The 26505-nt window shown below is 45.8% G+C and carries 19 protein-coding genes and 2 tRNA genes; 9 read left to right on the forward strand and 12 right to left on the reverse strand.

Annotation, left to right across the window (positions count from 1 at the left end; all coding sequences use genetic code 11):
• The first annotated feature begins 3 nt into the window (after positions 1-3).
• Entirely contained in the window at positions 4-993 is a 990-nt protein-coding gene (gene tal, locus H6995_08635; GenBank protein ID MCP5215062.1) for a transaldolase, read from the forward strand.
• A complete protein-coding gene (locus H6995_08640; GenBank protein ID MCP5215063.1) occupies positions 965-1435 on the forward strand; it encodes a TerB family tellurite resistance protein in 471 nt (156 codons plus the stop codon). The genes tal and H6995_08640 overlap by 29 nt, the downstream gene beginning before the upstream one ends.
• Before the next feature lie 26 nt (positions 1436-1461).
• On the opposite strand, the gene H6995_08645 is transcribed toward H6995_08640, so the two are convergent.
• The 4 genes from H6995_08645 to hrpA form a co-directional block, all read right to left on the reverse strand.
• Positions 1462-1944: an STAS domain-containing protein gene (locus tag H6995_08645; protein ID MCP5215064.1), complete on the reverse strand. Its 483-nt coding sequence runs from the start codon at positions 1942-1944 to the stop codon at positions 1462-1464.
• Positions 1931-3094, reverse strand: a complete 1164-nt coding sequence (locus H6995_08650; GenBank protein ID MCP5215065.1) for a SpoIIE family protein phosphatase — start codon at positions 3092-3094, stop codon at positions 1931-1933. Before H6995_08650 ends, H6995_08645 begins: the two co-directional genes overlap by 14 nt.
• A 221-nt stretch (positions 3095-3315) precedes the next feature.
• A complete protein-coding gene (locus H6995_08655) occupies positions 3316-4035 on the reverse strand; it encodes a VacJ family lipoprotein (GenBank protein ID MCP5215066.1) in 720 nt (239 codons plus the stop codon).
• Positions 4036-4193: 158 nt separating this feature from the next.
• Positions 4194-8072, reverse strand: coding sequence for an ATP-dependent RNA helicase HrpA (gene hrpA / locus H6995_08660; GenBank protein ID MCP5215067.1), 3879 nt, complete (start codon positions 8070-8072; stop codon positions 4194-4196).
• Positions 8073-8240: 168 nt separating this feature from the next.
• Between hrpA and H6995_08665 the strand changes: the two genes are divergently transcribed.
• The 7 genes from H6995_08665 (at position 8241) to H6995_08695 (ending at position 17182) form a co-directional block, all read left to right on the forward strand.
• The gene (locus tag H6995_08665; protein ID MCP5215068.1) at positions 8241-8714 is read left to right on the forward strand and encodes a MaoC family dehydratase N-terminal domain-containing protein; all 474 of its coding nucleotides are present in this window, start codon (positions 8241-8243) and stop codon (positions 8712-8714) included.
• Between the two features lie 30 nt (positions 8715-8744).
• Positions 8745-10622: an ABC transporter substrate-binding protein gene (locus tag H6995_08670; protein ID MCP5215069.1), complete on the forward strand. Its 1878-nt coding sequence runs from the start codon at positions 8745-8747 to the stop codon at positions 10620-10622.
• A gap of 66 nt (positions 10623-10688) precedes the next feature.
• Positions 10689-12515 carry an ABC transporter substrate-binding protein gene (locus H6995_08675; GenBank protein MCP5215070.1) on the forward strand — a complete coding sequence of 609 codons (1827 nt, stop codon included), beginning with the start codon at positions 10689-10691 and terminating at the stop codon, positions 12513-12515.
• A gap of 33 nt (positions 12516-12548) precedes the next feature.
• On the forward strand, positions 12549-13646 hold the full coding sequence (locus tag H6995_08680) for a microcin C ABC transporter permease YejB (protein ID MCP5215071.1): 1098 nt from the start codon (positions 12549-12551) through the stop codon (positions 13644-13646).
• Complete coding sequence (locus H6995_08685) at positions 13646-14674, forward strand: ABC transporter permease (protein ID MCP5215072.1); 1029 nt, start codon at positions 13646-13648, stop codon at positions 14672-14674. Before H6995_08680 ends, H6995_08685 begins: the two co-directional genes overlap by 1 nt.
• 10 nt (positions 14675-14684) lie before the next feature.
• Entirely contained in the window at positions 14685-16280 is a 1596-nt protein-coding gene (locus H6995_08690) for an ABC transporter ATP-binding protein (protein MCP5215073.1), read from the forward strand.
• A 110-nt stretch (positions 16281-16390) separates the two neighbouring features.
• Positions 16391-17182 carry an enoyl-ACP reductase gene (locus tag H6995_08695; protein ID MCP5215074.1) on the forward strand — a complete coding sequence of 264 codons (792 nt, stop codon included), beginning with the start codon at positions 16391-16393 and terminating at the stop codon, positions 17180-17182.
• Between the two features lie 79 nt (positions 17183-17261).
• Here the strand turns inward: H6995_08695 and H6995_08700 are convergent, their stop codons facing one another.
• The 8 genes from H6995_08700 to H6995_08735 form a co-directional block, all read right to left on the reverse strand.
• A complete protein-coding gene (locus tag H6995_08700; GenBank protein ID MCP5215075.1) occupies positions 17262-19154 on the reverse strand; it encodes a SurA N-terminal domain-containing protein in 1893 nt (630 codons plus the stop codon).
• A gap of 374 nt (positions 19155-19528) precedes the next feature.
• Positions 19529-19816 carry an HU family DNA-binding protein gene (locus tag H6995_08705; GenBank protein ID MCP5215076.1) on the reverse strand — a complete coding sequence of 96 codons (288 nt, stop codon included), beginning with the start codon at positions 19814-19816 and terminating at the stop codon, positions 19529-19531.
• A 170-nt stretch (positions 19817-19986) separates the two neighbouring features.
• Positions 19987-22401, reverse strand: coding sequence for an endopeptidase La (gene lon, locus H6995_08710; protein ID MCP5215077.1), 2415 nt, complete (start codon positions 22399-22401; stop codon positions 19987-19989).
• 256 nt (positions 22402-22657) lie between these two features.
• Positions 22658-23950, reverse strand: a complete 1293-nt coding sequence (gene clpX, locus H6995_08715) for an ATP-dependent Clp protease ATP-binding subunit ClpX (protein MCP5215078.1) — start codon at positions 23948-23950, stop codon at positions 22658-22660.
• 112 nt (positions 23951-24062) lie between these two features.
• Complete coding sequence (clpP, locus tag H6995_08720; GenBank protein MCP5215079.1) at positions 24063-24692, reverse strand: ATP-dependent Clp endopeptidase proteolytic subunit ClpP; 630 nt, start codon at positions 24690-24692, stop codon at positions 24063-24065.
• A 103-nt stretch (positions 24693-24795) separates the two neighbouring features.
• Positions 24796-26166: a trigger factor gene (tig, locus tag H6995_08725; GenBank protein MCP5215080.1), complete on the reverse strand. Its 1371-nt coding sequence runs from the start codon at positions 26164-26166 to the stop codon at positions 24796-24798.
• A 39-nt stretch (positions 26167-26205) separates the two neighbouring features.
• Positions 26206-26290, reverse strand: a tRNA-Leu gene (locus tag H6995_08730).
• Between the two features lie 109 nt (positions 26291-26399).
• A tRNA-His gene (locus H6995_08735) sits at positions 26400-26475 on the reverse strand.
• Positions 26476-26505: the final 30 nt, after the last annotated feature.

Raw genomic sequence — 26505 nt, forward strand, 5'->3', positions numbered from 1 at the left:
ATGATGACTAATAAACTAGAACAGTTAAAAAGCATGTCTGTCGTGGTCGCCGATACGGGCGAATTCAACGCAATTAAGGCTTACCAGCCCGAGGACGCAACCACCAACCCTTCGCTGCTATTTAAGGTGGCACAAAACTCAGAATATACCGACTTTATTCTCGAGGCTATCGCCTGGGCAAAGCAGCAACCGGGGGATGAGGCAATACGGTTACAAAATACGCTACAAAAGTTTGCGGTGAATATCGGCGCAGAAATCTTGCGGGTCATCCCTGGTCGCGTTTCCACTGAAGTTGATGCCCGGCTATCGTTTGATACCAACGCAACCATCCTGCAGGCACAAAGGTTGATCGAACTCTATCAGCAAGCCGGGATTGGCAAAGAACGAGTTTTAATCAAAATCGCTTCCACTTGGGAAGGTATTTGCGCCGCCGCGCAACTCGAAAAACAGGGCATTCGTTGCAACCTAACACTCCTCTTTAACTTCACCCAGGCGCTGGCCTGCGCGGAAGCCGGTGTGACTCTTATTTCACCCTTCGTTGGCCGCATTCTGGATTGGTATAAAAAGGATACTGGCCGCGATCATTACGCCGCCGCAGAAGATCCCGGTGTTTTATCGGTGACGAAAATTTATCACTACTACAAACAGCACGGCTACGACACCATCATTATGGGCGCCAGCTTTCGCAATACCGGCGAGATTGAGCAATTGGCCGGTTGTGATCGGCTAACAATCAGTCCTCAGCTGATGTCAGAATTACAGAAAGACGAAGCTAAGCTGGAATGTAAATTATCCGCTACGAGTTACGAAACCATTGCGCGTCGAGCGCCGGTAACCGAATCTATTTTTCGCTGGGAACTGAACCAAGACCCGATGGCAACCGAAAAATTGGCTGAGGGCATCCGCGGTTTTGCCGCCGACCAAAGTAGATTAGAAGCATTGATTTTAGATATGGACGAATACCATGCTCGTCAGCATCAAGCAGTTCTTTAGTTCTCACCTGGAAATTGGGGCGAAAGACGCAGCATTATCGCAACAGGAGATGATCCATCTTGCGACGGCGGCGCTATTGATCGAAGTGACTAAAGCGGACTTTGAGTTATCTAAACTCGAGTCCGACAAAGTGGTGGAAACCTTACGCAGTACTTTCAAGCTCGATGCAATGACGCTGGATGCCTTGCTCAAGCTGGCGGAAGAGGAAGTCCATCAAGCCAGTTCGCTCTATCAATTTACGCGCCTTATCAATGATTATTATGAATATGAGCAAAAGCTACGTCTGATTGAGTCGATGTGGGAAGTGGCATTCGCTGATGGTGACCTAGATAAGTACGAGGAGCATCTGATTCGTAAAGTTGCGGAGCTTATTTACGTTGCCCATAAGGACTTTATACGCTTGAAGCTTGCCGCTAGTTGTACACACACTGCGTCCAATTAACGAAGCTCCGAATATCCGGTTGCGTCTTACTGAGTTTCCAGCATTTCCACCAATTCTTGAAACTTTTCCTTATTTTCATCGTTAAGGCCCATGAGTATGCGATGGGCCTCAATCACCTTATCTTTGGCTTGCGTTTCGGTACACTCTAGCGCGTGCAACTCATTTAATGTCTCGGCATCATCAATGCGCTGATTAATTATCTCGAACACCGCATCGAACCCCATGCTTAACAGAATTCGAGTAATATCGGGGTTGACGGAAATAATAGTGGGCTTCCAATCGTAATTTTTTTGCGTGGATATCGCAATTTTTGCGATAAAGCCCAGCGAAGTACTATCAATGCCTTGAGTATCTGACAGATCGATAAAAACAGCATTTAGCTCACGGTCCGCCATCATACGTTCAACAAAAATATCCAATGCCGTACAGAGTGTTAACCGCACGTCACCGACAAACTTAAGAACATACACTCCCTGTTTTTTAGCTACTAGAATCTTACCGCTGTTCATGCATGGCGTCGCTATAAAGGGTTAAGATCGAGATGTCATCCGGGAAATGCTTCATCGTAGTTATTCCCAGTTTTTTAACCAGCGTCTCTATCCCAACATTTCCCTTGCTTATGGTTTCTAATAAAAAGCTCTCCTTACTAGCTAAGTCCTTTTGCGGCAATATTTCAAGAATCCCATCGGAAAATAGGGTGATGCCAAATTGCTCCGGTAGCTCCAAATAATGATCTTCGTACTCCACACCCTCGAATAATCCAACAGGAAAACCTCTACCGTCAAGGAAATAGGTCTCTTCTGGAGTAGAAAATATCGCCTGAGGGAAATGCCCTCCATAGCTATAATTCAAGGTATTCTTTTCCGTGTCTATCACGCCCAAAAAAATAGTGATATGTCGATCTAGTTCCGCCTCTAACACATTTTGATTTATCCAGCCTAACATCCATGCCGCCGATTTGACTTCATGGCGATGATCCTTGCTGTAATGTTTACGTGAACGTGTAGAAAGTTGCTTCATCATAACAGTCACAAAGGCCGATGCTGCACCATGGCCGGTAACATCAGAGAGGAAAAACACCAATTTGGTGTCGCTCACCTGGTGATAGTCTACAAAATCGCCAGCCAAATAATTGGCCGGTTGGATGAAATGTTCAATCCGATATCCAAATAGATGACTAGGTGTGTGCGGTAACATCTTTTGCTGTATTAAACGACCAGCCTGCTGATCGGCCTGAATTTCTTCCAATCGAGCTTGCAACTCACGATTGGCCTGTTCAAGCTGCTCCCGATATTTAAGATTTTCCCGCCTTAACCGGGCTCGATCCAGGGCATTATGCACCGATAAAACCGCAACATGCGGGCGCAAGGGTTTCATCAAGTATTCCGCGATGCCTAATTTAAAGGCATCCATCGTTTTATCTTCAATACCTGGATGAGAAATCACAATAATAGGAAAAAGGGGAAATTGTTTGGTAATACTTGCTAAAAAATCAAGTGTATCGGCTCCGACAACATCCAGGTCAACGATAGCGAGGTGGACATTGCCTTCTTTAATACGTCGCAACGCTTCGCCCGAATCATAGGTACAGGAGACCTGGTAGTCAGCTTCGGTAAGGCACGAAATTAATAATTCTTCGGCTTTAGAATCCTGATCCATGATCAGAATATGTTTTGTCTGACGAGCTAGCGGTATAACCATTAGACTGGATTAATGGGAGCGTCCGTATCACTGAAAAGTGGTGGCATTATACTCGCCAACATACGCGCTTCAAGTGGTGGGTTCAAGATATTTTCGATCTAAACTGATAGCCAAGCGACGAACTCAAGGTTAAAGCCGGTTAATAACGGATAGGTTACAGGTTTCGTTGCGGAATCAAGTTACTCATCCTCCAGGTCATCGGAAGTAAAATCATCCTCCAGATCACCATCGGCAATAAGAAATTTACGGCGCTGTAGATAAGCGTCACGAATAAATAAGTATTTATCCCCTTGAACAAAATCTTCTACCGATAGCAAGTCGGATCGCGTATCTACTAGATCAACCCCATAAACACTATTGCGGGTCGGCACATGATCGATATAACGCTGTGGCAGACTATAGGCATCAGGTATACGGCCGATCGCGTCTCGCAACGTGCTTGGCCCTAACAATGGCAACACAATATAAGGCCCGGCGCCAACCTTCCATTTGCCAAAAGTCTGCCCAAAGTCCTCTTCATTTTTCTCCAATCCCATTGAGGTCGCTACATCAAAGATGCCCGCAACGCCAACCGTTGAATTGACAAGGAAGCGCCCCGCATCGGTAGAGGCTTCCCCAAATTTCCCTTGTAGCGTGTCGTTTATAAAGATACCCACTTCCTGTAGGTTGTCGAACACATTACTAATATGGTCATCAATAAATTTCGGCGTCAACCAATCATATGTCTTTGCAATCGGTTTAAATAAGTATTTATCGACAAACTCATTAAAGGAGAAAACACCACGATTAAATCCTTCCCAGGGGTCCTCATCACTAGCAAAGACCAGAGTGCCATTAAAAATGAGCAACACGACTAAAAATTGTCGTACTAATCTCTTGAACATTTTTATTAAATTCATCTGGGTTCTCGCTATTCCATATCAATGAAGCTCAAATTCCATACGCTTTTTTGGTTGGCTTCCTAGTTAAAAGGATGGCGCATATTTTACCTATTTAGCTCTAGCACACCAGTGATTCTTTTTGAAGAATCGCTATTAAGGCAGACCTGGTGGCTCTTTTAGAGACACGCCATGTATTTTTCCAGTCTTTTCCTCGATACAGGTTCGTTGGTACCTAGTTTCTGAGCATAGAGTGAGACCCGGTATTCTTCAAGCATCCAACGAAAATCTTCAACCTTCCCGCTGATTACACCACTTTCAGATGCCTTTTGTTTGAGTTCATCATAGCCTTGCCAAAGCTGAATAAATTCAGCACACCAACTCTTTTCCTTATCCAACTGGTTTTGAATTTTATCCAACCGCATGGTGATTGCCTGTAAATAACGCGGGTACTGAGTTAACCGACACCAGGGCACGCTAGCGATAAACCCATCAAAGACCAAATGCTGCAGCTGAGCTTTGATATCCGAGTAAACAAACAACCAAGGTGGTGGCACTTTGCCGTTGATTATTTTTGCAAGCTGCTGATAGTGAATTAAAATTTTCTCTATCAATACCGCTATTTCTGTGCCAACCGAAATCAGCTCACGCTTATTCTCCGTTATTAAACGAGAAAAACATTCTGCCGTTTGTGGCAACTTATCGGCGGCCAAGAACACTCGCTGATAAATGGCCCTGATCAAATCATCCATCAACTGTTCGTAACTGCCCAATGTCGCGTAACAAAGTGCTATTTGTTTGAGACCGGGCAAGTTTTTTTTGAGGTATTTAACCTCTTGAGCTGTATTCAAAATTAACAGTCGCAATACCGCCTGTCGACTAATATTTTCCGCCTTCTCCCTGGTATCTATCAATTGCAGTGATACGCTGTCACCTTCATCTCGGAGCGCCGAATAGGCCTTGATGGCCATTCCCGCTTGTCGAATTTCCACTTCCTGGTTGATGCGCCCAAAATCCCACTCAGTTATGCCTTTGCGCTCATAGGCTGAGCGATTGAGACTTTGCAGGCTTTCTTTAACCTGACGTTTAAATTGATTACGCAACTGCTGAAGATCACGCCCCTGCCCTATCTCAACACCCGCCTCATCAACGATACAGATACGCATTTTGTAAAAGTCCTCCAGGCGGCCGATGTCCCAACTTTGCGCTGGGATATCAACGCCGGATACACGTTTTAACGCATAAGCAAGTGCTTGAGTCAGCGGCTTGTCATCAACCTCCATCTCCCTGAGTGCCCGATCCACATAGTCTGGCACCGGCACAAAATTCTTTCGCAGCGCCTTAGGTAAAGCCTTGACTAAGGCAATACATTTATCACGCAACATACCGGGCACCAACCACTCTAAACGGTTTCCCGGTAGTTGGTTTATCAACCCCAGCGGAACATTCAGGCTAACTCCATCTTCAGCGCTGCCCGGTTGGAAGCAGTAAGTCAGCGCCAACCGCAGATTTTGCCAAACAAAACTGTTTGGAAACTGCTCTTCATTTATTTCCGCCGCACTATGTTGCATTAAGTATTCGCGTGTTATCAGTAACGAATCTTGCGCTTGTTTATCCGCTTTTTTTATCCAGCTTTCCAACTGGCGTCCTGAGCAAATATTTTCTGGCAGACGCTCGTTGTAAAAATCAAAAATTGTCTGCTCATCCACAAGAATATCCCGACGACGCGACTTGTCTTCCAGCGTCGCAACCTCTTCTAATAGCTTTTGGTTTTGGCGATAAAAGTAGGCTCGCGTTTGCAGTTGTCCTTCGACTAAGGCTGACATGATAAATATTTCACGCGCCAGCTTAGCTTCAATTTGACCAAAATCTACGCTTCGCCGTGCCACGATAATCAGCCCGTACAAGGAAACCTGCTCATAGGCAATGACCTGCGCTCGTTTCTTTTCCCAATGGGGTTCAGAATGGGATTTTTTTATCAAATGGCGCGCCTCTGGCTCAATCCATTCGGGTTCAATCTTGGCGATGGCGCGAGCATACAGTTTGGTCGTCTCCACCAATTCAGCCGCCATCACCCACTTAGGCGATCGCTTAAACAGCCCTGAACCCGGAAATAAATAAAACGTCCGGTTGCGTGCACCTTTGTATTCTTTGTTTTCCTGCTTTTCTCCGATATGGCTCAGCAACCCTGACAACAGGGCTTTATGAATAGCCGCATAGTCAGCCGCCTGCTGATTCTGTTTGAGCCCCATGTCGCGGCACACCAGCACTAACTGGCGATGCACATCACGCCACTCTCTGATACGCAAATAAGAAAGGAACTGAGTGCGACAGTATTTTTTAAACTGGTTTTCGGAGAGCGCCTGACGCTGCGATTCGATGCTATCCCAGAGATTAACAAAAGCAATAAAATCAGAGTTCTCGTCCTGATAAGCCCGATGTTTTTCATCAGCAGCCTGCTGTTTATCTAATGGCCGTTCCCGTGGCTCCTGAATAGTCAGCGCCGCGGCAATAACTGAAACTTCCTTTAGACTGCCTCGCTTCGCCGCCGCCAATACCATTCTGCCAATCCGCGGATCCACTGGAAAACGCGCTATTTGTTTACCGACGGCAGTGATGCGTTGTTGATCATTGACCGCACCCAACTCCCTGAGCAACTCAAACCCATCGCGAATGGCGCGGCTATCGGGCGGATCAATAAAGGGAAATTGCTCAATCTCGCCTAATCTGAGATTGAGCATTTGCAAAATGACAGAAGCTAAATTGGTACGTAAAATTTCGGCATCAGTAAATTCAGGGCGATTGTTAAAATCCTCCTCACTATAAAGCCGAATGCAGAGGCCATCGGCAATCCGCCCACAACGCCCCATACGCTGATTAGCACTGGCCTGCGACACCGGTTCAATAGGTAAACGTTGGACTTTAGAACGCGCACTGTAGCGGCTGATTCGCGCATACCCAGGATCAATCACATACCCAATACCAGGCACCGTGATAGAGGTTTCGGCCACATTAGTAGCCAACACAATACGTTGTCCGGAATGCGGCTGGAACACCCGGTTCTGCTCGGAATTACTCAAACGGGCATAGAGCGGTAAAATGTCAGTATGACGATAATTCTGGGACTTCAGCGCATGAGCGATATCTCTGATCTCGCGCTCGCCTGGCAAAAAAATCAAAACATCATTAGCCGCTGGTCTCCGGGGAAGACTACGAATAGTCTCAACTGCTTGGATGATAGCTGAATTAAGATCTTCATCACCGGAATTTTCTTGTTCAGCGGGTGGCTGATAAATCAACTCAACGGGATAGGTTCTACCCGAAACTTCTATGATCGGCGCATTATTAAAGTGCTTGGAGAACCGCTCTAGATCAATTGTCGCGGAAGTAATAATAACTTTAAGATCAGGGCGTTTAGGGAGTATGCGTTTAATATAACCTAGCAAAAAATCGATATTCAAGCTACGTTCATGGGCCTCGTCGATTATCAGCGTGTCGTAACGATTCAGATAAGGATCATTCTGCGTTTCCGCTAACAATATCCCATCGGTCATAAGCTTAATGTGGCTTTGCTCACTGACTTGGTCCGTAAAGCGCACCTGATAGCCAACCTGCTGTCCTACCGTCACTTTTAACTCTTCGGCGATTCGGTTTGCTACCGTGCGCGCCGCCAGACGGCGTGGCTGGGTATGGCCGATCATACCGTATACACCGCGTCCCAAGGCAAGGCAGACTTTGGGTAGTTGCGTGGTTTTGCCAGAACCGGTTTCACCCGCAATCACGACTACCTGATGTTTTTTTATCGCATCAGCAATTTCCTGCCGTTTTTGTGAAATAGGTAGCTCTTCGGGGAAACTAACCAGCGGTAGCGCTGCACGACGCTGTCTCGTTTTTTCACAGGAGCTATCAATCTGAGCCTTTAAGACCGCTATTAGCTCAGCGAATCTTAACTTATTGCGATCGGCAAGAAGACGCGCTAGTTTCGTCCTAAAACGATGGCGATCAAGCAACAGACTCTCAGCAATCTGCTGATTAATTTTTTGTTCCAAATTATTCATTAAAATAAAATTACGAAAATCATTCTGTGCAGTGGTTGTTTAAGGAATAAAAGGCCATCAGCGGGCAAACCCGAAAATAACCCCGAATTTTTCTCAAATCACTAACATCACCATTTAAAATTAAATACACTAGTCTCACTTTTTGACCGTTCAGGACTCAACGCAACTATGCCCTATCTCGAAAACATTCCTTTTGATGAATTGAATATTGGCGATAAAGCCAGCACAGAACGTACCCTGATCGAAAAAGACTTAGTTCTATTTGCCGCCGTGTCTGGCGATGTTAACCCCATCCACCTGGATGCGGATTATGCTTCGAAAACCAGCTTTAAACAACGTATCGCCCACGGTGCCTGGTCAGCCTCCTTGATTTCTGCAACTCTGGCCACGGTAATGCCTGGGCCCGGCACTGTTTACCTAAGCCAGTCACTGAAATATTTACGTCCGGTGATCATCGGGGATTCCCTCAAAATAGAAGTAGAAGTAGCCAGTAAAAACGAAAAAACCAAGCGTGTGGAATTCAAATGCCAAGTAACTAATCAGGATGGCAAAACTGTGACTCGCGGTACGGCAGAAGTCTTAGCACCAACAGAAAAAGTGCGTGTTAAGCGTCCCGAAATTCCAGAAATCAAGATTAACTAACGTAGCGACAAAGCCGCAAATCATATCTACATGTCATTAATAGCTTTCACAACTTGGCTTAGCGTTCGACACAAGTTGAACTTGCCGTTCTATAGCCTTTGCGCTTTGTTTTTTGTGGCATGTCACAGCGGGGCGGATACAACCATTGCCCACGCCATCGCACTCTATGGTGAACCCAAATACCCCAATGGCTTTTACCATTTCGATTACGTAAACCCCGACGCACCCAAAGGCGGTGAGGTTGTTCTCATGGGGCATGGCAGCTTCGATACGTTAAATCCATACACCCTGAAGGGCATCAGCCCTTTTAATACGCGTGGGCTTTATCTCTACGGCATCTCTGAGCTAAATGAGCCATTAATGGTAGGGTCGGCCAATTATGCACCTTCTGGCGATGAACCCCAGACCGCTTACGCGCTGGTCGCTGAGTCTATCGAATATCCAGAGGATCGTCGCTGGGCCATTTTTACCATCAATCCACAAGCTCGCTTCCACGATGGCAGCCCAATCACCGCCGCTGATGTTGAGTTCTCCTTTCACACCCTGGTGGAGCATGGAAATCCCAGCTACCAGCAAAAGTACGCCAATGTGGCGCAAGTTGAGCGTCTGGATGAACATCGAGTAAAGTTTACTTTCTCCGGTGAAGATACTCGTGCGATGCCATTAAGAGCGGCAGAGCTTCCCGTTATGTCCAAAAAGTTCTGGGAAAGCCGGGATTTCACTAAAACGCTGATGGAACCACCACTCGGCAGTGGCCCCTACCGTATCAAAAGCTTTGAAGCCGGCCGCTATATCAACTTCGAGCGGGTCAAAGACTATTGGGGGAAAGACTTACCCGTTAACCGAGGCCGCTATAATTTTGACGAAGTAAAGTATGATTTTTATCGTGATATGGAGGTCGGATTTGAAGGCTTCAAAAGTCATGAATTTGATCTATTCCTAGAATACACCGCAAAAAACTGGGCAACTGCTTATGACTTTCCTGCCATTCACCGCGGTGAGGTGACCAAAGCCAAAATAGATCACCATGAAGCATACGGCTACCAAGCTTATTTTATCAATACTCGCCGATCTCAGTTTCAGGATGTAAAAGTTCGTGAAGCAATTGGTTTGCTAATGGACTATGAATGGCTCAACCGTTCGCTGTTTTATTCTGCCTACCAGCGCAACAATAGCTATTTCCCTAATACGGAGCTTGCTTCCTCAGGCTTGCCGAGCGCAGAGGAACTAGCACTACTGACGCCCTATCGGGAGCAACTGCCGCCAGAACTTTTTAACCAGGCATTTGCACCGCCGAATACTGACCCACCAAACTCCTTTCGACACAATCGACGCAAAGCCATGCTGCTGTTTAAGCAAGCCGGCTGGATTATCAATCAGGGAAAACTCAGGCATCGAGAAACCGGCAAGACATTGACAATTGAGATAGTACACGACAACGTCAAAGCCCAAAATTTAATCCTCCCCTACATTAAAAATCTAAAGCAAGCGGGCATTGATGCTAACTTACGACTGGTTGACTATACTCAATATAAATCTCTGGTTGACCGTTTTGACTTCGATATGATCATGGAGGTCTTACCGCAAAGTCTTTCCCCCAGTTATGAATTATTAGGCTACTTTCATTCCGATCAGGTGCAGACAATAGGTGCAAGAAATTATTGCGGTGTTAACAGCCCTGTCGTTGACGCGTTATTGAAAAAAGTAGTACAGGCGGCTTCTCGCAAAGAATTAGTGACTGCCGTTAGAGCCTTGGATAGGGTACTATTGTGGTCCCATTATAGCGTCCCTCAATGGTTCGCTGGTTATCGCCGTATCGCCTATTGGAACAAATTTGGAATGCCTGAGGTCACACCTCCATACACTTTTAACTTTAGGGACTGGTGGGTTGAGACCCGCCTTGAATAAGGCCTCGAAAGAAGGCCTGGCCGCAAATTAAATCAGAAATAGATTTTTCGCACTGGAATTGAGTAGATGACTGAAACGCACTTAACAAAACACATCATCCACCTGACACTTGTCTTTTTTGCTTTCATCTCCAGCCTAACCAACGCCGAAATCATACCCAAAACACATGCGATTGCGATGCATGGCAGCGCTAAATACAGTGCTGAATTTAAACATTTCGACTACGTCAACCCTGCGGCTCCTAAGGGCGGCGAGTTAAGACTACCGGTCGTCAGCGGTTCCGGCTTCGATAGTCTTAATCCCTTTATTATCAAAGGCGTACCCGCAGCGGGCATGACCTATCTACGGCAGAGCTATCTCTACGATTCACTAGGCGTGCATGCTGATGACGAGCCTTTTTCAATCTATGGACTGATCGCAGAATCGATGGAAATTCCCGACGACCGCTCTTTCATCACTTTCAACCTGCATCCTCAAGCCCGCTTTCAAGATGGGCGGCCTATAACAGCAGAAGATGTCATCTATACCTTCGAACTATTAACACAGCAGGGCCACCCCCTCTTCTCCAACTACTATAAGGATGTCGCCAAAGTTGAAGCGCTGAACTCGCATAGCGTCAAATTCTCCTTCAGTACCAACAAAAATAAAGAATTACCTTTAATTCTTGCGGAAATGCCGGTGTTACCTAAACACTTTTGGCAACAGCGTGATTTCAGCAAAACTTCATTAGAAATACCTCTGGGCAGCGGTCCTTATCACATCGAATCAATCGACCCAGGTCGCTCCATTATCTATGGTCGCAACCCGGATTATTGGGCCAAGGATCTACCCGTAAACAAAGGCCGTTATAATTTTGATCGTATTAAATTTGATTATTATCGCGACGAGAACGTCGCCATCGAAGCACTCAAGTCGGGTGAGTATGATTTACGCGCTGAGAACTCAGCAAAGAACTGGGCCTCTGCCTACACCGGCCCTCAGTTCGACAGCGGTCAGCTCATTAAAGTCGAATTACCTGACCATAACCCCACTGGTATGCAGGCCTTTACCTATAATACCCGCCGCTCTATTTTTAAAGACCCTAAGGTACGCGAAGCCTTGGCGTACGCCTTCGACTTTGAATGGACCAACCAGAATATCTTTTATGGCGCCTATACTCGCACCCATAGTTATTTTTCCAACTCCGAATTAGCCGCAACAGAACTGCCAAGCCCCGCAGAACTGGCGATTCTCGAACCCTATAAAGCACAGTTGCCGCCGGAAGTTTTTACCACCCTCTATCAACCACCGACCACCAAGGGTGATGGCAATATTCGTAGTAATATCCGTCATGCACTGAACCTTCTCAAGCAGGCTGGCTGGCAAATTAAGAACAATAAACTCACGCATCTAAAAACAGGCCAGGAAATGGCTTTTGAAATTTTACTGGTCAGCCCAACATTTGAACGCGTGGTGCTACCCTTTAAGAAAAACCTTGCTCGACTCGGAATTGATATGACCGTAAGTACTATCGATCCGCAACAATACATCAACCGAATCAATGAGTTTAATTTCGATATGGTTGTATCCGTCTTTGGCCAGTCCAACTCGCCCGGCAATGAACAAAGAGATTATTGGAACTCGACGGAGGCAGATCGTCCCGGCAGTAGAAACATCATAGGCATTAAAGATCCGGTGGTGGATGCGCTCATCGAACAGATCATTAGCGCACCGGACCGGGAAGCTTTAGTCGCCCGGACCCGCGCTCTGGATCGTGTACTGCTCTGGGGTCATTATGTGATACCGCAATTCCACAATCGCAGCTACCGCATAGCCTATTGGAATAAATTTGAGCGGCCACAAATCATGCCAAAATATAGCTTGGGCATAGACACCTGGTGGGCGAAACCATAAAAACTTTAACGCACGCACTCAATAGCTAGCCGAATGTCTGCCTATATCATTCGCCGACTCCTGCTCATGGTTCCGACTTTATTTGGGATCATGCTGATCAACTTCGCCATCGTACAAATTGCGCCGGGTGGCCCGGTTGAGCAAACCCTCTTGAAAATACAGGGGTTAGATCATGGTGGTGCCAGCTCCCGCATTGGAGGCACTAGCTCAAGCGAAGTACGCGGGGCCTTCAGTAGTCAGCAAAACTCAAAATACCGGGGAGCGCAGGGCCTGGACCCCGAATTAATTGCCAAGATCGAACGCCTCTATGGCTTTGATAAGCCCGCACACGAACGCTTTTGGCTGATGATAAAAAACTACGCAACCTTTAATTTTGGTGATAGTTTTTATCGCGATGCCAAAGTAACCGATCTGATTCTGGAAAAAATGCCCGTATCCATTTCACTAGGACTCTGGAGTACACTATTAATCTACTTAATCTCAATTCCGCTGGGCATTAAAAAAGCCATTCGCCACGGCTCCAGGTTTGACCTTTGGACCAGTACTTTTGTCATTGTCGGCTACGCCATTCCCGGTTTTTTGTTTGCTATCTTCCTGATCGTGTTTTTCGCCGGAGGCAGTTATTTCGATTGGTTTCCCTTGCGCGGCCTTACCTCTCCCAATTGGGAGGAGTTGAGTCTGCTGGGTAAAATCACCGATTACTTCTGGCATTTGGTGTTACCCATCACAGCCATGGCAATCGGCGGCTTCGCCACGCTGACCATGCTCACCAAAAACTCCTTTTTAGATGAAATCAACAAACAGTATGTAATGACTGCCCGTGCCAAGGGATTAGCTGAAAACAAAGTGCTCTACGGCCATGTATTTCGCAACGCCATGCTGATTATTATCGCCGGATTTCCTGGCCTGTTGATCGAAATATTCTTTGCCGGCTCATTATTGATTGAGGTTATCTTTTCTTTAGACGGGTTGGGATTACTCAGCTTTGAAGCTGTTCTTAACCGTGATTACCCGGTATTTTTCGGTACTCTTTTTATCTTTACCCTGTTGGGTATGTTGATCAAGCTGGTGAGCGATCTCACCTATAGTCTGGTTGATCCTCGTATTGATTTTGAGAGTCGTGAAGCGTGATGCCCAAGCTCAATCCTATCAACAGCCGCCGACTGGAAATCTTCAAAGCCAATAGGCGTGGCTATTATTCATTATGGATTTTCCTCGGTCTGTTCATACTCAGCCTGTTTGCCCAATTTATCGCCAACGATAAACCCATACTGGTTTACTACGACGACGCCATCTATATGCCAATTTTCAAAGTTTATCCAGAAACCGCTTTCGGCGGCGAGTTCGAAACCGAAGCGGAATATCGAGATGAGTTTGTCGCCAGACTCATTGATGAAAAAGGCTGGGCACTCTGGCCGATCATCCGCTACAGCTACGACACTATTAACTACTCGCTTGACCGACCAGCACCGTCGCCACCAACCAAGGAAAACTGGTTGGGTACTGATGATCAAGCCAGGGATGTTAGCGCACGCGTCATTTACGGCTTTCGCATTTCTGTTTTATTTGGTTTAACACTCGCCATTATCAGCTCGATCATAGGCGTAGCCGTTGGAGCAATACAGGGTTTTTACGGCGGAAAGGTTGACCTCTTTGGCCAACGCGTAATAGAGGTGTGGGGCAGTATGCCCCGCCTTTACTTACTCATTATTTTATCCAGCGTTGTGGTGCCAAACTTCTGGTGGCTGCTCGGCATTATGCTGCTCTTCAGTTGGATGGCGCTGGTGGATGTGGTGCGTGCTGAGTTTCTACGTGGCCGTAATCTCGAATACGTACGGGCTGCTAGAGCACTGGGGCTGGATAATCGTAGCATCATGTTCAAACATATTTTACCAAACGCCATGGTCGCCACCATGACCTTTCTGCCTTTTATTTTGACTGGTGCTATCACCACCCTGACCGCGCTGGATTTCCTTGGTTTTGGCCTGCCGCCTGGCTCACCTTCTTTAGGCGAGCTAGTGTCTCAAGGGAAATCTAATTTACAGGCACCTTGGCTAGGCATATCCGCTTTTATGGTGTTATCCATCATGCTGACGTTGCTGGTTTTTATCGGTGAGGCGGCACGTGATGCCTTTGACCCAAGGAAGACTCTATTGTGAGAGTGCCAATATGAACGCAACGGTCTTGCTTAACGTAACTAATCTGAGCGTTGATTTTAGAATCAACAATAAACAGGTCCATGCGGTCAAAAACGTATCATTTCAATTAGAAAAAGGCAAAACGCTGGCCTTGGTTGGTGAGTCCGGCTCAGGCAAATCAGTTTCCGCACTATCTATTTTACAGTTGCTACCCTACCCAACTGCCAGCCATCCCAGTGGCAGCATTCTAGTGAACGGTCAGGAAGTCATGAATCTCAATACTGACCAGCTCCGCAAGATTCGCGGCAATCAGGTCAGTATGATTTTTCAAGAACCCATGACTTCCCTAAATCCCTTACACCGAGTGGAAAAACAAATACGGGAAGTTCTTTTTCTACACAAAGGTTTGACGGGCACAGAAGCTACAGCACGGGTACTCGAACTACTCACTTTAGTGGGCATACGTGATCCTCAGCAAAAACTACTTGCTTATCCCCATGAGCTATCGGGTGGCCAACGCCAACGCGTGATGATAGCGATGGCGTTGGCGAACGAACCGGAACTACTGATCGCAGACGAACCCACGACAGCATTAGACGTGACCATCCAAGCACAAATTTTACAATTACTCGCTGAACTGCAAAAGAAATTGGGGATGGCTATTTTACTCATCACCCATGACCTGGGAATCGTGCGCCATTATAGTGATCAGGTCTGCATAATGTCCCAGGGCGAAATCGTGGAGTCAGGCGATACCGCCAAAGTTTTTGCCGCTCCGCAGCACGAGTACAGTATGATGCTGCTGCGCGCCGAACCCAAAGGCGAACCGGCAGCAGTGCCAGCGCAATCCGAAATGCTATTGAGCACCAATGCCTTGGATGTATGGTTTCCGATTAAAAAAGGCGTGTTGGGCCGTGTTGTCGATTATGTCAGGGCAGTCAACGCCATTAATATTGACCTGCATCAGGGCCATACTCTTGGTATCGTCGGCGAAAGCGGTTCCGGGAAAACTACGCTGGGCTTGGCGCTAATTCGCTTGATCGAAAGCAAAGGATTAATTCAATTCGAGAAAGGTACCATCAGTGGCTTAACTCAGTCACAAATGCGGCCACTGCGGCGTGAAATACAGATCGTTTTTCAGGACCCCTTTGGTAGCTTGAGCCCACGAATGTCTATTGCAGAGATCATTGGGGAAGGCCTGACCATTCATGATAAAGGCAACGAAAAACAACATGAACGCTTAGTCATTGATGTACTAAAAGAGGTCGGCCTTGATCCCGACACGCGACATCGCTACCCCCATGAATTTTCAGGAGGGCAACGGCAACGTGTTGCTATTGCCCGCGCTCTGATCCTCAAACCAAAACTGATCATTCTCGACGAACCAACCTCTGCATTGGACCGGACGGTACAGGCGCAAATTGTTGATTTACTCCGCTCGCTACAGCTAAAGCATCAGTTAAGCTATATTTTTATCAGCCATGATCTAGCAGTGGTGAAGGCGCTCAGCCATGAAATCATCGTCATGAAGGAGGGTCAAGTCGTTGAACAGGGTAGTGCCGATCTGATCTTTAAACAACCACAACATCAGTATACTCAGGCCTTACTCGAAGCAGCGTTCCACTGATCTGAATTGAACAGTTTGCGGCAGCAACTCTTTATCGAATTTAATCGATGCTTTCGCTATACTAGCCCGCATTTGTTGCCAAATCAGTCATAAACATTAAGGAATTCGCTATGGGTTTTCTCTCTGGTAAAAAGATTTTGATTGTTGGAGTTGCCAGTAAGCTCTCTATCGCATCAGGCATTGCTGAAGCCTGTCATCGTGAAGGTGCTGAACTTGCCTTTACCTATCAAAACGAAAAGCTTAAAGGCCGTGTAGAGGGCTTTGCAGAGAATTGGGGATCGCAGATTACTCTCCCCTGTGACGTTGCAGATGACGCTCAAATAGACGCCGTATTTACCGATTTAGCCAAGTATTGGGATGGTTTGGATGGTATCGTCCACGCAGTTGGTTTTGCACCAGGACATGAATTGGATGGTAACTATGTGGATGTCACCACACGCGAGGGCTTTAGAATCGCCCATGACATCAGTTCCTATAGTTTTGTCGCGCTGGCAAAAGGCGGCCGGGAAATGATGCGAGGACGCCATGGCTCGTTATTAACCCTAACTTATCTTGGCTCAGAGCGTACTATGCCCAACTATAACGTAATGGGGCTTGCTAAAGCGAGCCTGGAAGCCAATGTGCGTTATATGGCTCGCAGCCTCGGTCCAGAAGGCATTCGCGTGAATGGCGTGTCGGCGGGGCCAATTCGTACGCTAGCAGCCTCAGGTATTAAGAGTTTTCGACGTATGCTCGATTATAATGAGAAGCAAACGCCGCTCAGACACAATACCACTATTGATGAAGTCGGAGATGCTTCAGCCTTTTTACTCTCTAACTTGGCACGTGGTATAACCGGTGAAATCCTTTATGTGGACGGCGGCTTTAATACTACCGCTATGGGTGACTTAAACGACGAATGATGTACTCAGTCCTATAAAAAAGCCCCGAGTACGGGGCTTTTTTTGTTAAGATCAAATCCAATTTCAACTTTCAATCAAACTAATATTTCTCGATCTTTGCCTGCTGCTTTAGGTTCAGCAAGTAATCCTGAAAATCATAACGACCCAACTGATTGGCTATCATGCGCCCCAAAACCTCTATTTCACGAGGGCTTATTTCGGTCAGACCACCTTCATAGACTTTGGTCAAGGCAATTACCGCGAAGTCTCCATTTGGCATAATGAGCCCATCCAGTGATTTTTCCCCCACTGCTGGTTTTGGCATTTTAAAAACGGCTTCGTTGATTTGAGGGTCGAGCTCTTGCTGGTCACGCCCAACTTTATCCACAATATTCCATTCAAACCCATAATCACTAGTAATTTGTTCAGTGGATTTACCTTCTCGCAACTCAACTAATAGCTGCTCTCCCAATTTCTGAGCTTGTTGTGAGGCCCTACGGCGTTTTAATAAATCAATGACTTCATCCGCGACTTCATCGTAAGGCTTTACCTTCGCAGGCTGGTGCTGTTTTACTCGCACTACCACTACATGATCATTACCAAGCTGGATCAAATCACTATTGTTACCCTCAGTTAATACTTCATCACTAAAGGCTACTTTTACAACGTTAGCATTTTCAGCAATACCTTTACCGCCCTCTCGCGAAAACAATTCTGTTGTTTGTATTTGCAGCCCCGACCGTGCCGCAGGCTCCCTCAGATCACCAGCGCTAAAACTATCATTTTGTAGCTTATCGGCTTGTTCAACGAATAATTCTTCAGACTTTTGGAAACGCAAACCCTGCTCTAATTCAGCGGCCAAATCCTCAAAGGATGGAATTTCAAGCTTACGGGCATCCAACAAGCGAATCAGGTGTAAGCCAAATTCCGTTTTAATCACTTCTGAAGTTTGGCCAACACTCAAGGAATAAAGTGTATCCTCAAATGTTTCGTCATAAGCGCCACGCTCAGCATAACCGAGATCCCCTCCATTTTTAGCTGAGCCTAGATCCTGTGAATAAACTTTGGCGAGGCTTTCGAAACTTTCACCAGCGGCTAACTTTTCGAGAACTTCATCCATTTTTTCTCGGGCAGCCTTTTCGTCGGTATCTTTTCCTATTTCTATTAATATATGCGCTGCTCTACGTTCTTCACGTTGTTTATAACGCTCTACCTCCTGCTCATAGAGCTGCTTTATTTCCAGATCATTGATATCAACCTTCGACATGAAATCTGATCGATTCAACTCAAGATATTCAAGTTGAACCAGTTCGGGGGTCATGTATTCCTGTTGATTGGCTTCATAATGCTCCTTCGCAGAGATATCTGATATAACGATATCCTTTAATAAATCCTCAGTTTTAACCTTGAGGTAAGCAATATTACGCAGCTGACGATCGAGTTCGGCAATTTGCTTTACTTCTGATGAGACCATAAATGCCGATTGCATAATAGCCGACTGAGGCTGCTGCACCTGCATATCAAGTGCTAGCTGGCTTTTATATTCTCGTGGCATCAAACCAATATTACGCACCGCAGCCTCATAGATGGCCGGGTTAAAGACACCATCAACTTGGAATCCCGGAGTTGTCATTATGGTAGATTCAACCCGTCCTTGCGATGTATATATGTTATGTTCTTCCGCATCCTGCAGCAGAATTTGGCGCTCTAGCAGCGAATCCAATGCGCGTGACCTGATCAATTTTTCGTCCAGCAGCGATGGGTCAGCATTTTCCCCCATACGATCCAAAATTTGACGCCTAAGCATTTCTGTAGCCCGGTTAAGTTCATAGGTTGATATCTCATTACCATTCACTTCCGCTACATTATTCGCATTACTGGAATAGCCAATAATGGCATCGACTCCGAATAGTGCGAAGGTGACAACGATCACACCAACGATGGTTTTGGCCAGCACGCTCTGCGAATTGTCTCTAATGCTTTGTATTGACATTGGGTCCACTCAGTTTATAAACACAACGAGGAAAGTAGAGAGGCGTTTGGAGCCATTCGATCTCAGTTGCATTTCAAGTTTTAATCTTACTATTTCGGATCATCGCCCGATCTTGCGCTAGAGCACTTTCGGTTTAAAACACAGTTTAAATTAACGCCTGAATTATTTTGGTGCCTATTTAACCTTAATGCAATGGTCCTTGCGACTCACCACGACTGAATAAAAAATGCGCATCTAATGAGATGCGCATTATTATTTTTGAACTCAAATGAGCCAGGCTTGGCTTGGCGTTCCCTGCACTTGTATTCAAATATAATTGCCGTATCTTACTTACTCGCTGATATTCCTTAATTAGCGCGATAAAGTAAAATAATCTAGTTAACGGCGTCTTTCAGCGCCTTTCCAGCTTTAAAACTTGGGACTTTTGCCGCTTTAATTTTGATGGCAGCGCCCGTCTGCGGGTTACGTCCAGTGCGGGCAGCACGCTTTTTCACAGAATAAGTACCAAAACCAACTAATGAAACTTGACCACCTTTTTTCAACTCTTTTGTGATGGCTCCAACCACCGCATCAAGTGCACGGCCGGCAGAAGCTTTTGATAAATCCGCTGAAGAAGCAATGGCATCGATAAGTTCAGACTTGTTCACTCTATTCCCCTTTATATGTTGTTGAATACGTTTTGGGTTGAATTACATAAATTTTCCTGCATCTGCAGGTTGTAGTGCAAAGTAAGATGTTAACTACCTCTCGGCAAGCCCACCTATCTGTGGTGCCCGACTTTGCCGCACCATTTATACCAACTCGCTAAAATATATGTCAAGCGAGATCACCATTAATGTGTGCTAATTGACTTTTTTACGCTCTTTTTCTTCGATGGAGGCTTAATACCCGCCACATCGTCGGTTGCCTCCGGCATATACTGCAAGGCAATCTGTAACACCTCATCAATCCAACTCACAGGCCGAATATCCAAATCCGCCTTAATATTATCAGGGATTTCCTTCAGGTCGCGTCGATTTTCTTCAGGAATAATGACTGTTTTAATGCCACCTCGGTGTGCAGCGAGTAACTTTTCCTTTAACCCACCAATCGGCAACACCTGCCCTCTAAGGGTGATTTCTCCAGTCATCGCCACTTGTGATTTAACGGGTATACCTGTCAACACTGACACTAACGCAGTACACATTCCTGTACCAGCGCTAGGCCCATCCTTTGGCGTTGCTCCTTCCGGTACGTGAATATGTAAATCGTTCTTTTCATAGAAATCCTCAGCAATACCCAAAGATTTAGCGCGATTTCTAACGACAGTCAGCGCTGCTTGTATAGATTCCTGCATAACATCACCGAGTGAACCCGTCTTGATCACCCGCCCCTTTCCAGGCACCACTGCCGCTTCAATGGAAAGCAGCTCACCTCCAACTTGGGTCCACGCCAGGCCAGTGACCTGACCGATACGGTTTTCCTCTTCAGCAACGCCATATTTGTATTTTCTCACGCCAGAGTAGTCTTCCAACTCCTTCGGCCCAATCAGCGTTTTATCAGCAGCATCGGCATTCATCGCGCTACGTTTTACCACTTTTCGACAAAGTTTCGCAATTTCGCGTTCCAGACCACGAACACCCGCTTCTCTAGTATAAAAGCGAATTAAATCAGAAATTGCCGCATCGGAAATTTCTAGTTCGCCTTGCTTCAACCCTGCATTCTTTATCTGTTTAGGAAGCAAGTAACGCTTGGCAATATTGAGTTTCTCATCCTCTGTGTAGCCTGGGATACGAATAATTTCCATTCTATCCAATAGCGGCGCGGGGATATTCATTGAGTTTGCAGTGCAAACAAACATAACTTCAGACAGATCGTAATCCACTTCCAAGTAATGGTCATTGAAGGTGTTATTCTGTTCAGGATCCAGAACTTCTAGCATCGCTGATGCCGGATCTCCGCGAAAGTCCATGCCCATTTTATCGACTTCATCAAAAAGAAACAGTGGGTTTTTTACCTTCACTTTGGAGAGCTTTTGTAAAATTTTTCCTGGCATCGAGCCAATATAGGTGCGTCTGTGTCCACGAATTTCAGCTTCATCCCTAACGCCACCCAAAGACATCCTAATGTACTTCCGGTTAGTCGCCCGAGCTATTGATTGCCCAAGAGAGGTCTTACCAACACCCGGAGGCCCGACGAGACAAAGCACAGGGCCTTTCAGTTTACGTACACGCTTCTGTACAGCCAAATACTCAAGGATGCGCTCTTTCACCTCCTCAAGACCGTAATGATCGGTGTTAAGTATCTCTTCGGCCTGGTTTAAATCATGACGCACTTTACTACGTTTTTTCCAAGGAATACTCACTATCCAATCGATAAAACTTCTCACCACTGTTGCTTCTGCAGACATCGGCGACATTAGCTTTAATTTATTCAACTCAGAAACAGCTTTGGTTTCTGCTTCTTTCGACATACCAGATTCATGAATACGCGCTTCCAGTTCGGCAAGCTCATTGGGCGCGTCATCCAAGTCACCCATTTCCTTCTGGATTGCCTTCATTTGTTCATTTAGATAGTATTCGCGCTGGCTTTTTTCCATCTGCTGCTTGACGCGATTACGAATACGTTTCTCAACCTGTAGCACGTCCATTTCGGATTCCATCACTCCGATCAGATGCTCAAGACGATCCTTTTCTGAGAGTATCTCCAGTATTTTTTGCTTTTGCTCTACCGGCATAGCCAAATGGGAAACGATAGTGTCCGCCAATCTACCCGGCTCTGAAATATCGGCAATTGAGGTCAGAATTTCGGCGGGAACTTTCTTACTTTGATTAACAAATTTTTCAAACTGTGAGAGCACAGCTCTTGGTAATACCTTCGCTTCAGCAGTAGATAAAACTTCGCAGAGACAGGGCTCGACAATTGCTCTAAGACACTCGTCTTCATCAAGATACTGTTTAATTTCTGCTCGATAGTCCCCTTCCACAAGCACCTTTACCGTACCATCCGGCAGTTTTAATAATTGCAAAATAGTCGCGACTGTGCCGACCTGGAATATATCTTTTTCCTTCGGGTCGTCTTCTGTCGCATTTCTTTGCGCAACCAGTAGTATCTGTTTATCGGTCTCCATTGCCTCCTCTAGCGCCACAATCGATTTATCGCGCCCGACAAACAGTGGGATGACCATACTGGGAAACACAACCACGTCCCGCAAGGGCAGCAGAGGCATTTTCTGGGGAGACAGTTGAGTACTACTTACTGAAGTCATAAAAGATAATCCACAAAAGCTATTGAATAGATACTACAAGCTCTATCATGGGGATTCGCTCTGTAAATTACAAGGAATGCACACTGAGGAAATACGGAAAAATATCTGAAAATTAACGTATCCAACGACAGGATGACTAATACAAAGGGGATTTTAAGAAATGTCTTAGTCTGTATTAGTAACCAGAGGATTAAGCCACCAACCTATTATTAGCAACGCCTGCCAATAGTAAGCAGGCGGAGCAACTTAGACTGTTTTAACGCGACGATTCTTTCGCAGCGAGCTTTTCCGGCTCAGCATTTTCGTAGATCATTAACGGTTCCGTCCCTTCGTTAATGACGGAATCATCGATGACAACTTTAGACACCTCGTTCTGAGAAGGGATTTCGTACATAATATCCAGCAATACGGACTCTAAAATTGAGCGTAGTCCACGCGCACCAGTTTTTCGCTCCATCGCCTTACGAGCAACAGCAATCAGGGCTTCTTCTCGGAAATCGATTTCAACCCCTTCCATTTCAAACAGTTTTTTATACTGTTTTGTCAGTGCGTTCTTTGGCTCTGTCAATATTTGCATCAAGGCACTTTCATCAAGCTCTCGTAATGTCGCGATAACAGGCAAACGACCGACAAACTCAGGGATAAGTCCATATTTGATCAAATCTTCCGGCTCAATTTCGGCCAAACTATCACTGATCGATTTTTGATCACTTTTGCTTTTCACAACAGCGCTAAAACCAATGCTACTTTTTTCAGATCGATCCCGAATAATTTGATCCAGACCAGCAAAGGCGCCACCACAAATAAACAAAATATTAGAAGTGTTAACCTGCAAAAATTCTTGCTGCGGGTGTTTGCGTCCACCCTGTGGCGGCACCGAGGCTACGGTGCCTTCGATCAGTTTTAGCAATGCTTGCTGCACACCTTCTCCAGACACATCGCGGGTAATTGAAGGGTTATCGGATTTGCGAGAAATCTTATCTATTTCATCGATATAGACGATGCCTCGTTGTGCTTTATCGACATCGTAATCACACTTTTGTAACAGCTTTTGGATAATGTTCTCTACATCTTCTCCAACATAACCCGCTTCCGTCAGAGTGGTTGCATCAGCGATCGTGAAAGGAACATTGAGCATACGAGCTAACGTTTCCGCTAACAATGTTTTACCACTGCCCGTGGGGCCTATGAGCAGGATATTACTTTTACCCAACTCAATGTCATCTTTGGTATCTTCTGACTTGAGCCGCTTATAATGATTATAAACAGCCACCGAAAGCACGACCTTGGCACGTTCCTGCCCGATGACATACTCATCTAAGTTTGCTTTAATTTCTTTAGGAGAAGGAAGTCTGTCTTCGCTACTTTCGGGGTTAGCTTCTTCTATTTCTTCACGAATAATATCATTACAAAGGTCAACACACTCATCACAAATAAAGACTGAAGGTCCCGCAATTAGCTTACGAACCTCATGTTGGCTCTTTCCACAAAACGAGCAATACAGCAGTTTGCCGCTTTCGTCGCCACCGATGATGTTATCGTTGGACATTCTTCTACCCCGTCATTAACTCTGTCAAATTCGTCGTCTATTTTACCCTGTAATCCACAAGGCTGCGAATCCAAATTAAACGCCATTGTCCATGGCGAAACTTAAACAAGTTCTACTTTTGAGTCCGCTGTTCCATGATCGTATCAATTAGACCATATTTAATGGCTGTTTCTCCATCCATGAAATTGTCACGATCAGTATCTTTCGCAATCACATCCTGTTTTTGACCAGTATGGCTAGCGAGGATTTTATTGAGTTTATCACGAATTGAGAGAATTTCTTTGGTATGAATTTCAATGTCTGTCGCCTGCCCCTGAAATCCGCCCAGAGGCTGGTGAATCATCATGCGAGAATGTGGCAAACAATAACGCTTGCCTTTTGCTCCACCCGCTAGAAGCAATGCCCCCATACTCGCTGCCTGACCAATACACATAGTGCTAACGTCAGGTTTAATAAACTGCATGGTATCGTATATTGACAAACCAGCGGTTACTGAGCCACCAGGGGAGTTGATATAGAGATGGATATCTTTATCAGGATTTTCTGACTCCAAAAAAAGCATCTGTGCAACGACTAGATTGGCCATGTGGTCTTCAACTTGGCCAACCAAAAAAATGACACGCTCTTTTAATAGCCTAGAATAAATATCATAGGAGCGCTCGCCTCGAGCGGTTTGCTCGACCACGATAGGCACTAACTGACTGACAAGATCGGAATAGTTAGGATTTAGTTCTTTATTCATTTATTACCCAGCGCACGGCGCATCTATTTAATGGACAGCTTTAATAAATACTAGAACATGATCGGGCTTGCGCCTACTTTTAATAATCTTTTTTGGCAAAAAATTATTTTTCTCCAGTATCCTCAGCTGTTGCAGCTTTTGAATCATCATCTGATGCACTAGCTGGCTTCGCTGGAGCTGGTGGCTTGACAGCCTCTTCATAAGAGGTTGCCACTTCAGTCACTTTCATACTTTCCAGTACACGGTCTATCACCTGCTCTTCCAATGCAACAGATTTTAACTGATTCAATTGCTGTTCATTACTTCGAATATACTCAACCACTTCCTCTGGGCTTTCGTAGCTCTGAGCCATATCTTCAATCATCTTTTCAACACGCGCATCATCAAGTTCAATTTTATGATCCTTAATAAACTGGCTCATAATCAGCCCTATCGAAACACGCTGTGTTGCTTGATCAGTAAATAGCGCTGCAGGCAACATCGACACGTCAAAGCCTTGCCCACCACCATACTGCTGCATCATTTCCTGACGCAAGCGATCAACTTCCTGGTCAAGCAATGCTTTCGGCAATTCAATTTTATGCAAATCAACCAGGCCAACGATAACCTGGCTTTTCACCTTATTCCGGACGGCGCTTTTCAGCTCCCGTTCCATGTTCTTTTTAATTTCTTCACGGAACTTAGGCTCCCCACCTTCGCTTACACCAAACAGTGAGAAAAGATCATCGTTAATTTCAGGAATGACTGGTTCTTTTACCGCATGCACTTTGACAGTAAATTCAACCGCTTTACCCGCTAATTCCTTAGCATGGTACTCCTCAGGAAAAGACAGCTGTAACACTTTCTCTTCTTCGGCATTCATACCCACAACACCGTCTTCAAACCCTGGAATCATACGACCCGAGCCTAATACTAAAAGCGTATTTTCAGCGGAACCACCCGGAAAGGATTCGCCATTCATGATCCCTTTAAAGTCTATTGTGACCTCGTCACCATCCTGCGCGGCGCGATCGACCGGCTCCATTTTGGTTTGTTGCTTACGTAGCTGCTCAACCATCTTGTCTATATCGCTTTCTTCTATAGTGGCGACTTGCTTTTCAATTTCGATGCTACTTAGATCCCCGATGACCACTTCAGGATAAACCTCAAAAGTAGCGACGAACTCTAAATCTTTGCCTTCTTCCATCACTTTCGGCTCGATCTGAGGCATACCAGCGGGATTTAATTTTTCTTGCACCACTGCATCATAGAAAGATTTCTGCATCACTTCGCCCAGCACTTCCTGACGCACACCAGTGCCATAGCGCTGCTTAATTACCTTAAAGGGGACTTTCCCTGGTCGAAACCCATCAATACGTGCATTTTGCGCCGCTTTTTTAAGACGCGTTTCAACTTCTGACTCGATACGTTCTGCAGGTACGCCAACAGTAATACGTCGTTCAATGTTATTTAGGGTTTCAACTGAAACTTGCATGATTTCCTCTACGAATAATTCTGACTTGAGTTTGAAAAGTGGTGCGGATGGAGAGACTCGAACTCTCACGCCTCTCGGCACTAGAACCTAAATCTAGCGTGTATACCAATTTCACCACATCCGCATAATTTGGTAGCTGCTTCCACCGTTGATAAGTAATTGGCGTTGCCAACTGGAATTTGGCATCATACCTTATTCAAACTAAAGCGGCGACAGGGAGAATAACCAATAAATGGGGTGAGTGATGGGGCTTGAACCCACGACCGCCGGAATCACAATCCGGAGCTCTGCCAACTGAGCTACACTCACCATAAACTTTGATTCCAGACCAATTCGCAC

It is taken from the genome of Pseudomonadales bacterium, from assembly GCA_024234615.1.
GTDB lineage: Bacteria > Pseudomonadota > Gammaproteobacteria > Pseudomonadales > IMCC2047 > JAJFKB01.

What these genes read in the sequence shown, in the direction of transcription:
- tal (MCP5215062.1), top strand. Translation starts at nt 4, where the DNA reads ATGACTAATAAACTAGAACAGTTAAAAAGCATGTCTGTCGTGGTCGCC.
- H6995_08690 (MCP5215073.1), top strand. Translation starts at nt 14,685, where the DNA reads ATGAACGCAACGGTCTTGCTTAACGTAACTAATCTGAGCGTTGATTTT.
- H6995_08675 (MCP5215070.1), top strand. Translation starts at nt 10,689, where the DNA reads ATGACTGAAACGCACTTAACAAAACACATCATCCACCTGACACTTGTC.
- H6995_08685 (MCP5215072.1), top strand. Translation starts at nt 13,646, where the DNA reads ATGCCCAAGCTCAATCCTATCAACAGCCGCCGACTGGAAATCTTCAAA.
- H6995_08695 (MCP5215074.1), top strand. Translation starts at nt 16,391, where the DNA reads ATGGGTTTTCTCTCTGGTAAAAAGATTTTGATTGTTGGAGTTGCCAGT.
- H6995_08670 (MCP5215069.1), top strand. Translation starts at nt 8,745, where the DNA reads ATGTCATTAATAGCTTTCACAACTTGGCTTAGCGTTCGACACAAGTTG.
- H6995_08680 (MCP5215071.1), top strand. Translation starts at nt 12,549, where the DNA reads ATGTCTGCCTATATCATTCGCCGACTCCTGCTCATGGTTCCGACTTTA.
- lon (MCP5215077.1), bottom strand. Translation starts at nt 22,401, where the DNA reads ATGACTTCAGTAAGTAGTACTCAACTGTCTCCCCAGAAAATGCCTCTG.
- H6995_08650 (MCP5215065.1), bottom strand. Translation starts at nt 3,094, where the DNA reads ATGGATCAGGATTCTAAAGCCGAAGAATTATTAATTTCGTGCCTTACC.
- clpP (MCP5215079.1), bottom strand. Translation starts at nt 24,692, where the DNA reads ATGAATAAAGAACTAAATCCTAACTATTCCGATCTTGTCAGTCAGTTA.
- hrpA (MCP5215067.1), bottom strand. Translation starts at nt 8,072, where the DNA reads ATGAATAATTTGGAACAAAAAATTAATCAGCAGATTGCTGAGAGTCTG.
- tig (MCP5215080.1), bottom strand. Translation starts at nt 26,166, where the DNA reads ATGCAAGTTTCAGTTGAAACCCTAAATAACATTGAACGACGTATTACT.
- clpX (MCP5215078.1), bottom strand. Translation starts at nt 23,950, where the DNA reads ATGTCCAACGATAACATCATCGGTGGCGACGAAAGCGGCAAACTGCTG.
- H6995_08645 (MCP5215064.1), bottom strand. Translation starts at nt 1,944, where the DNA reads ATGAACAGCGGTAAGATTCTAGTAGCTAAAAAACAGGGAGTGTATGTT.
- H6995_08640 (MCP5215063.1), top strand. Translation starts at nt 965, where the DNA reads ATGCTCGTCAGCATCAAGCAGTTCTTTAGTTCTCACCTGGAAATTGGG.
- H6995_08665 (MCP5215068.1), top strand. Translation starts at nt 8,241, where the DNA reads ATGCCCTATCTCGAAAACATTCCTTTTGATGAATTGAATATTGGCGAT.
- H6995_08700 (MCP5215075.1), bottom strand. Translation starts at nt 19,154, where the DNA reads ATGTCAATACAAAGCATTAGAGACAATTCGCAGAGCGTGCTGGCCAAA.
- H6995_08655 (MCP5215066.1), bottom strand. Translation starts at nt 4,035, where the DNA reads ATGAATTTAATAAAAATGTTCAAGAGATTAGTACGACAATTTTTAGTC.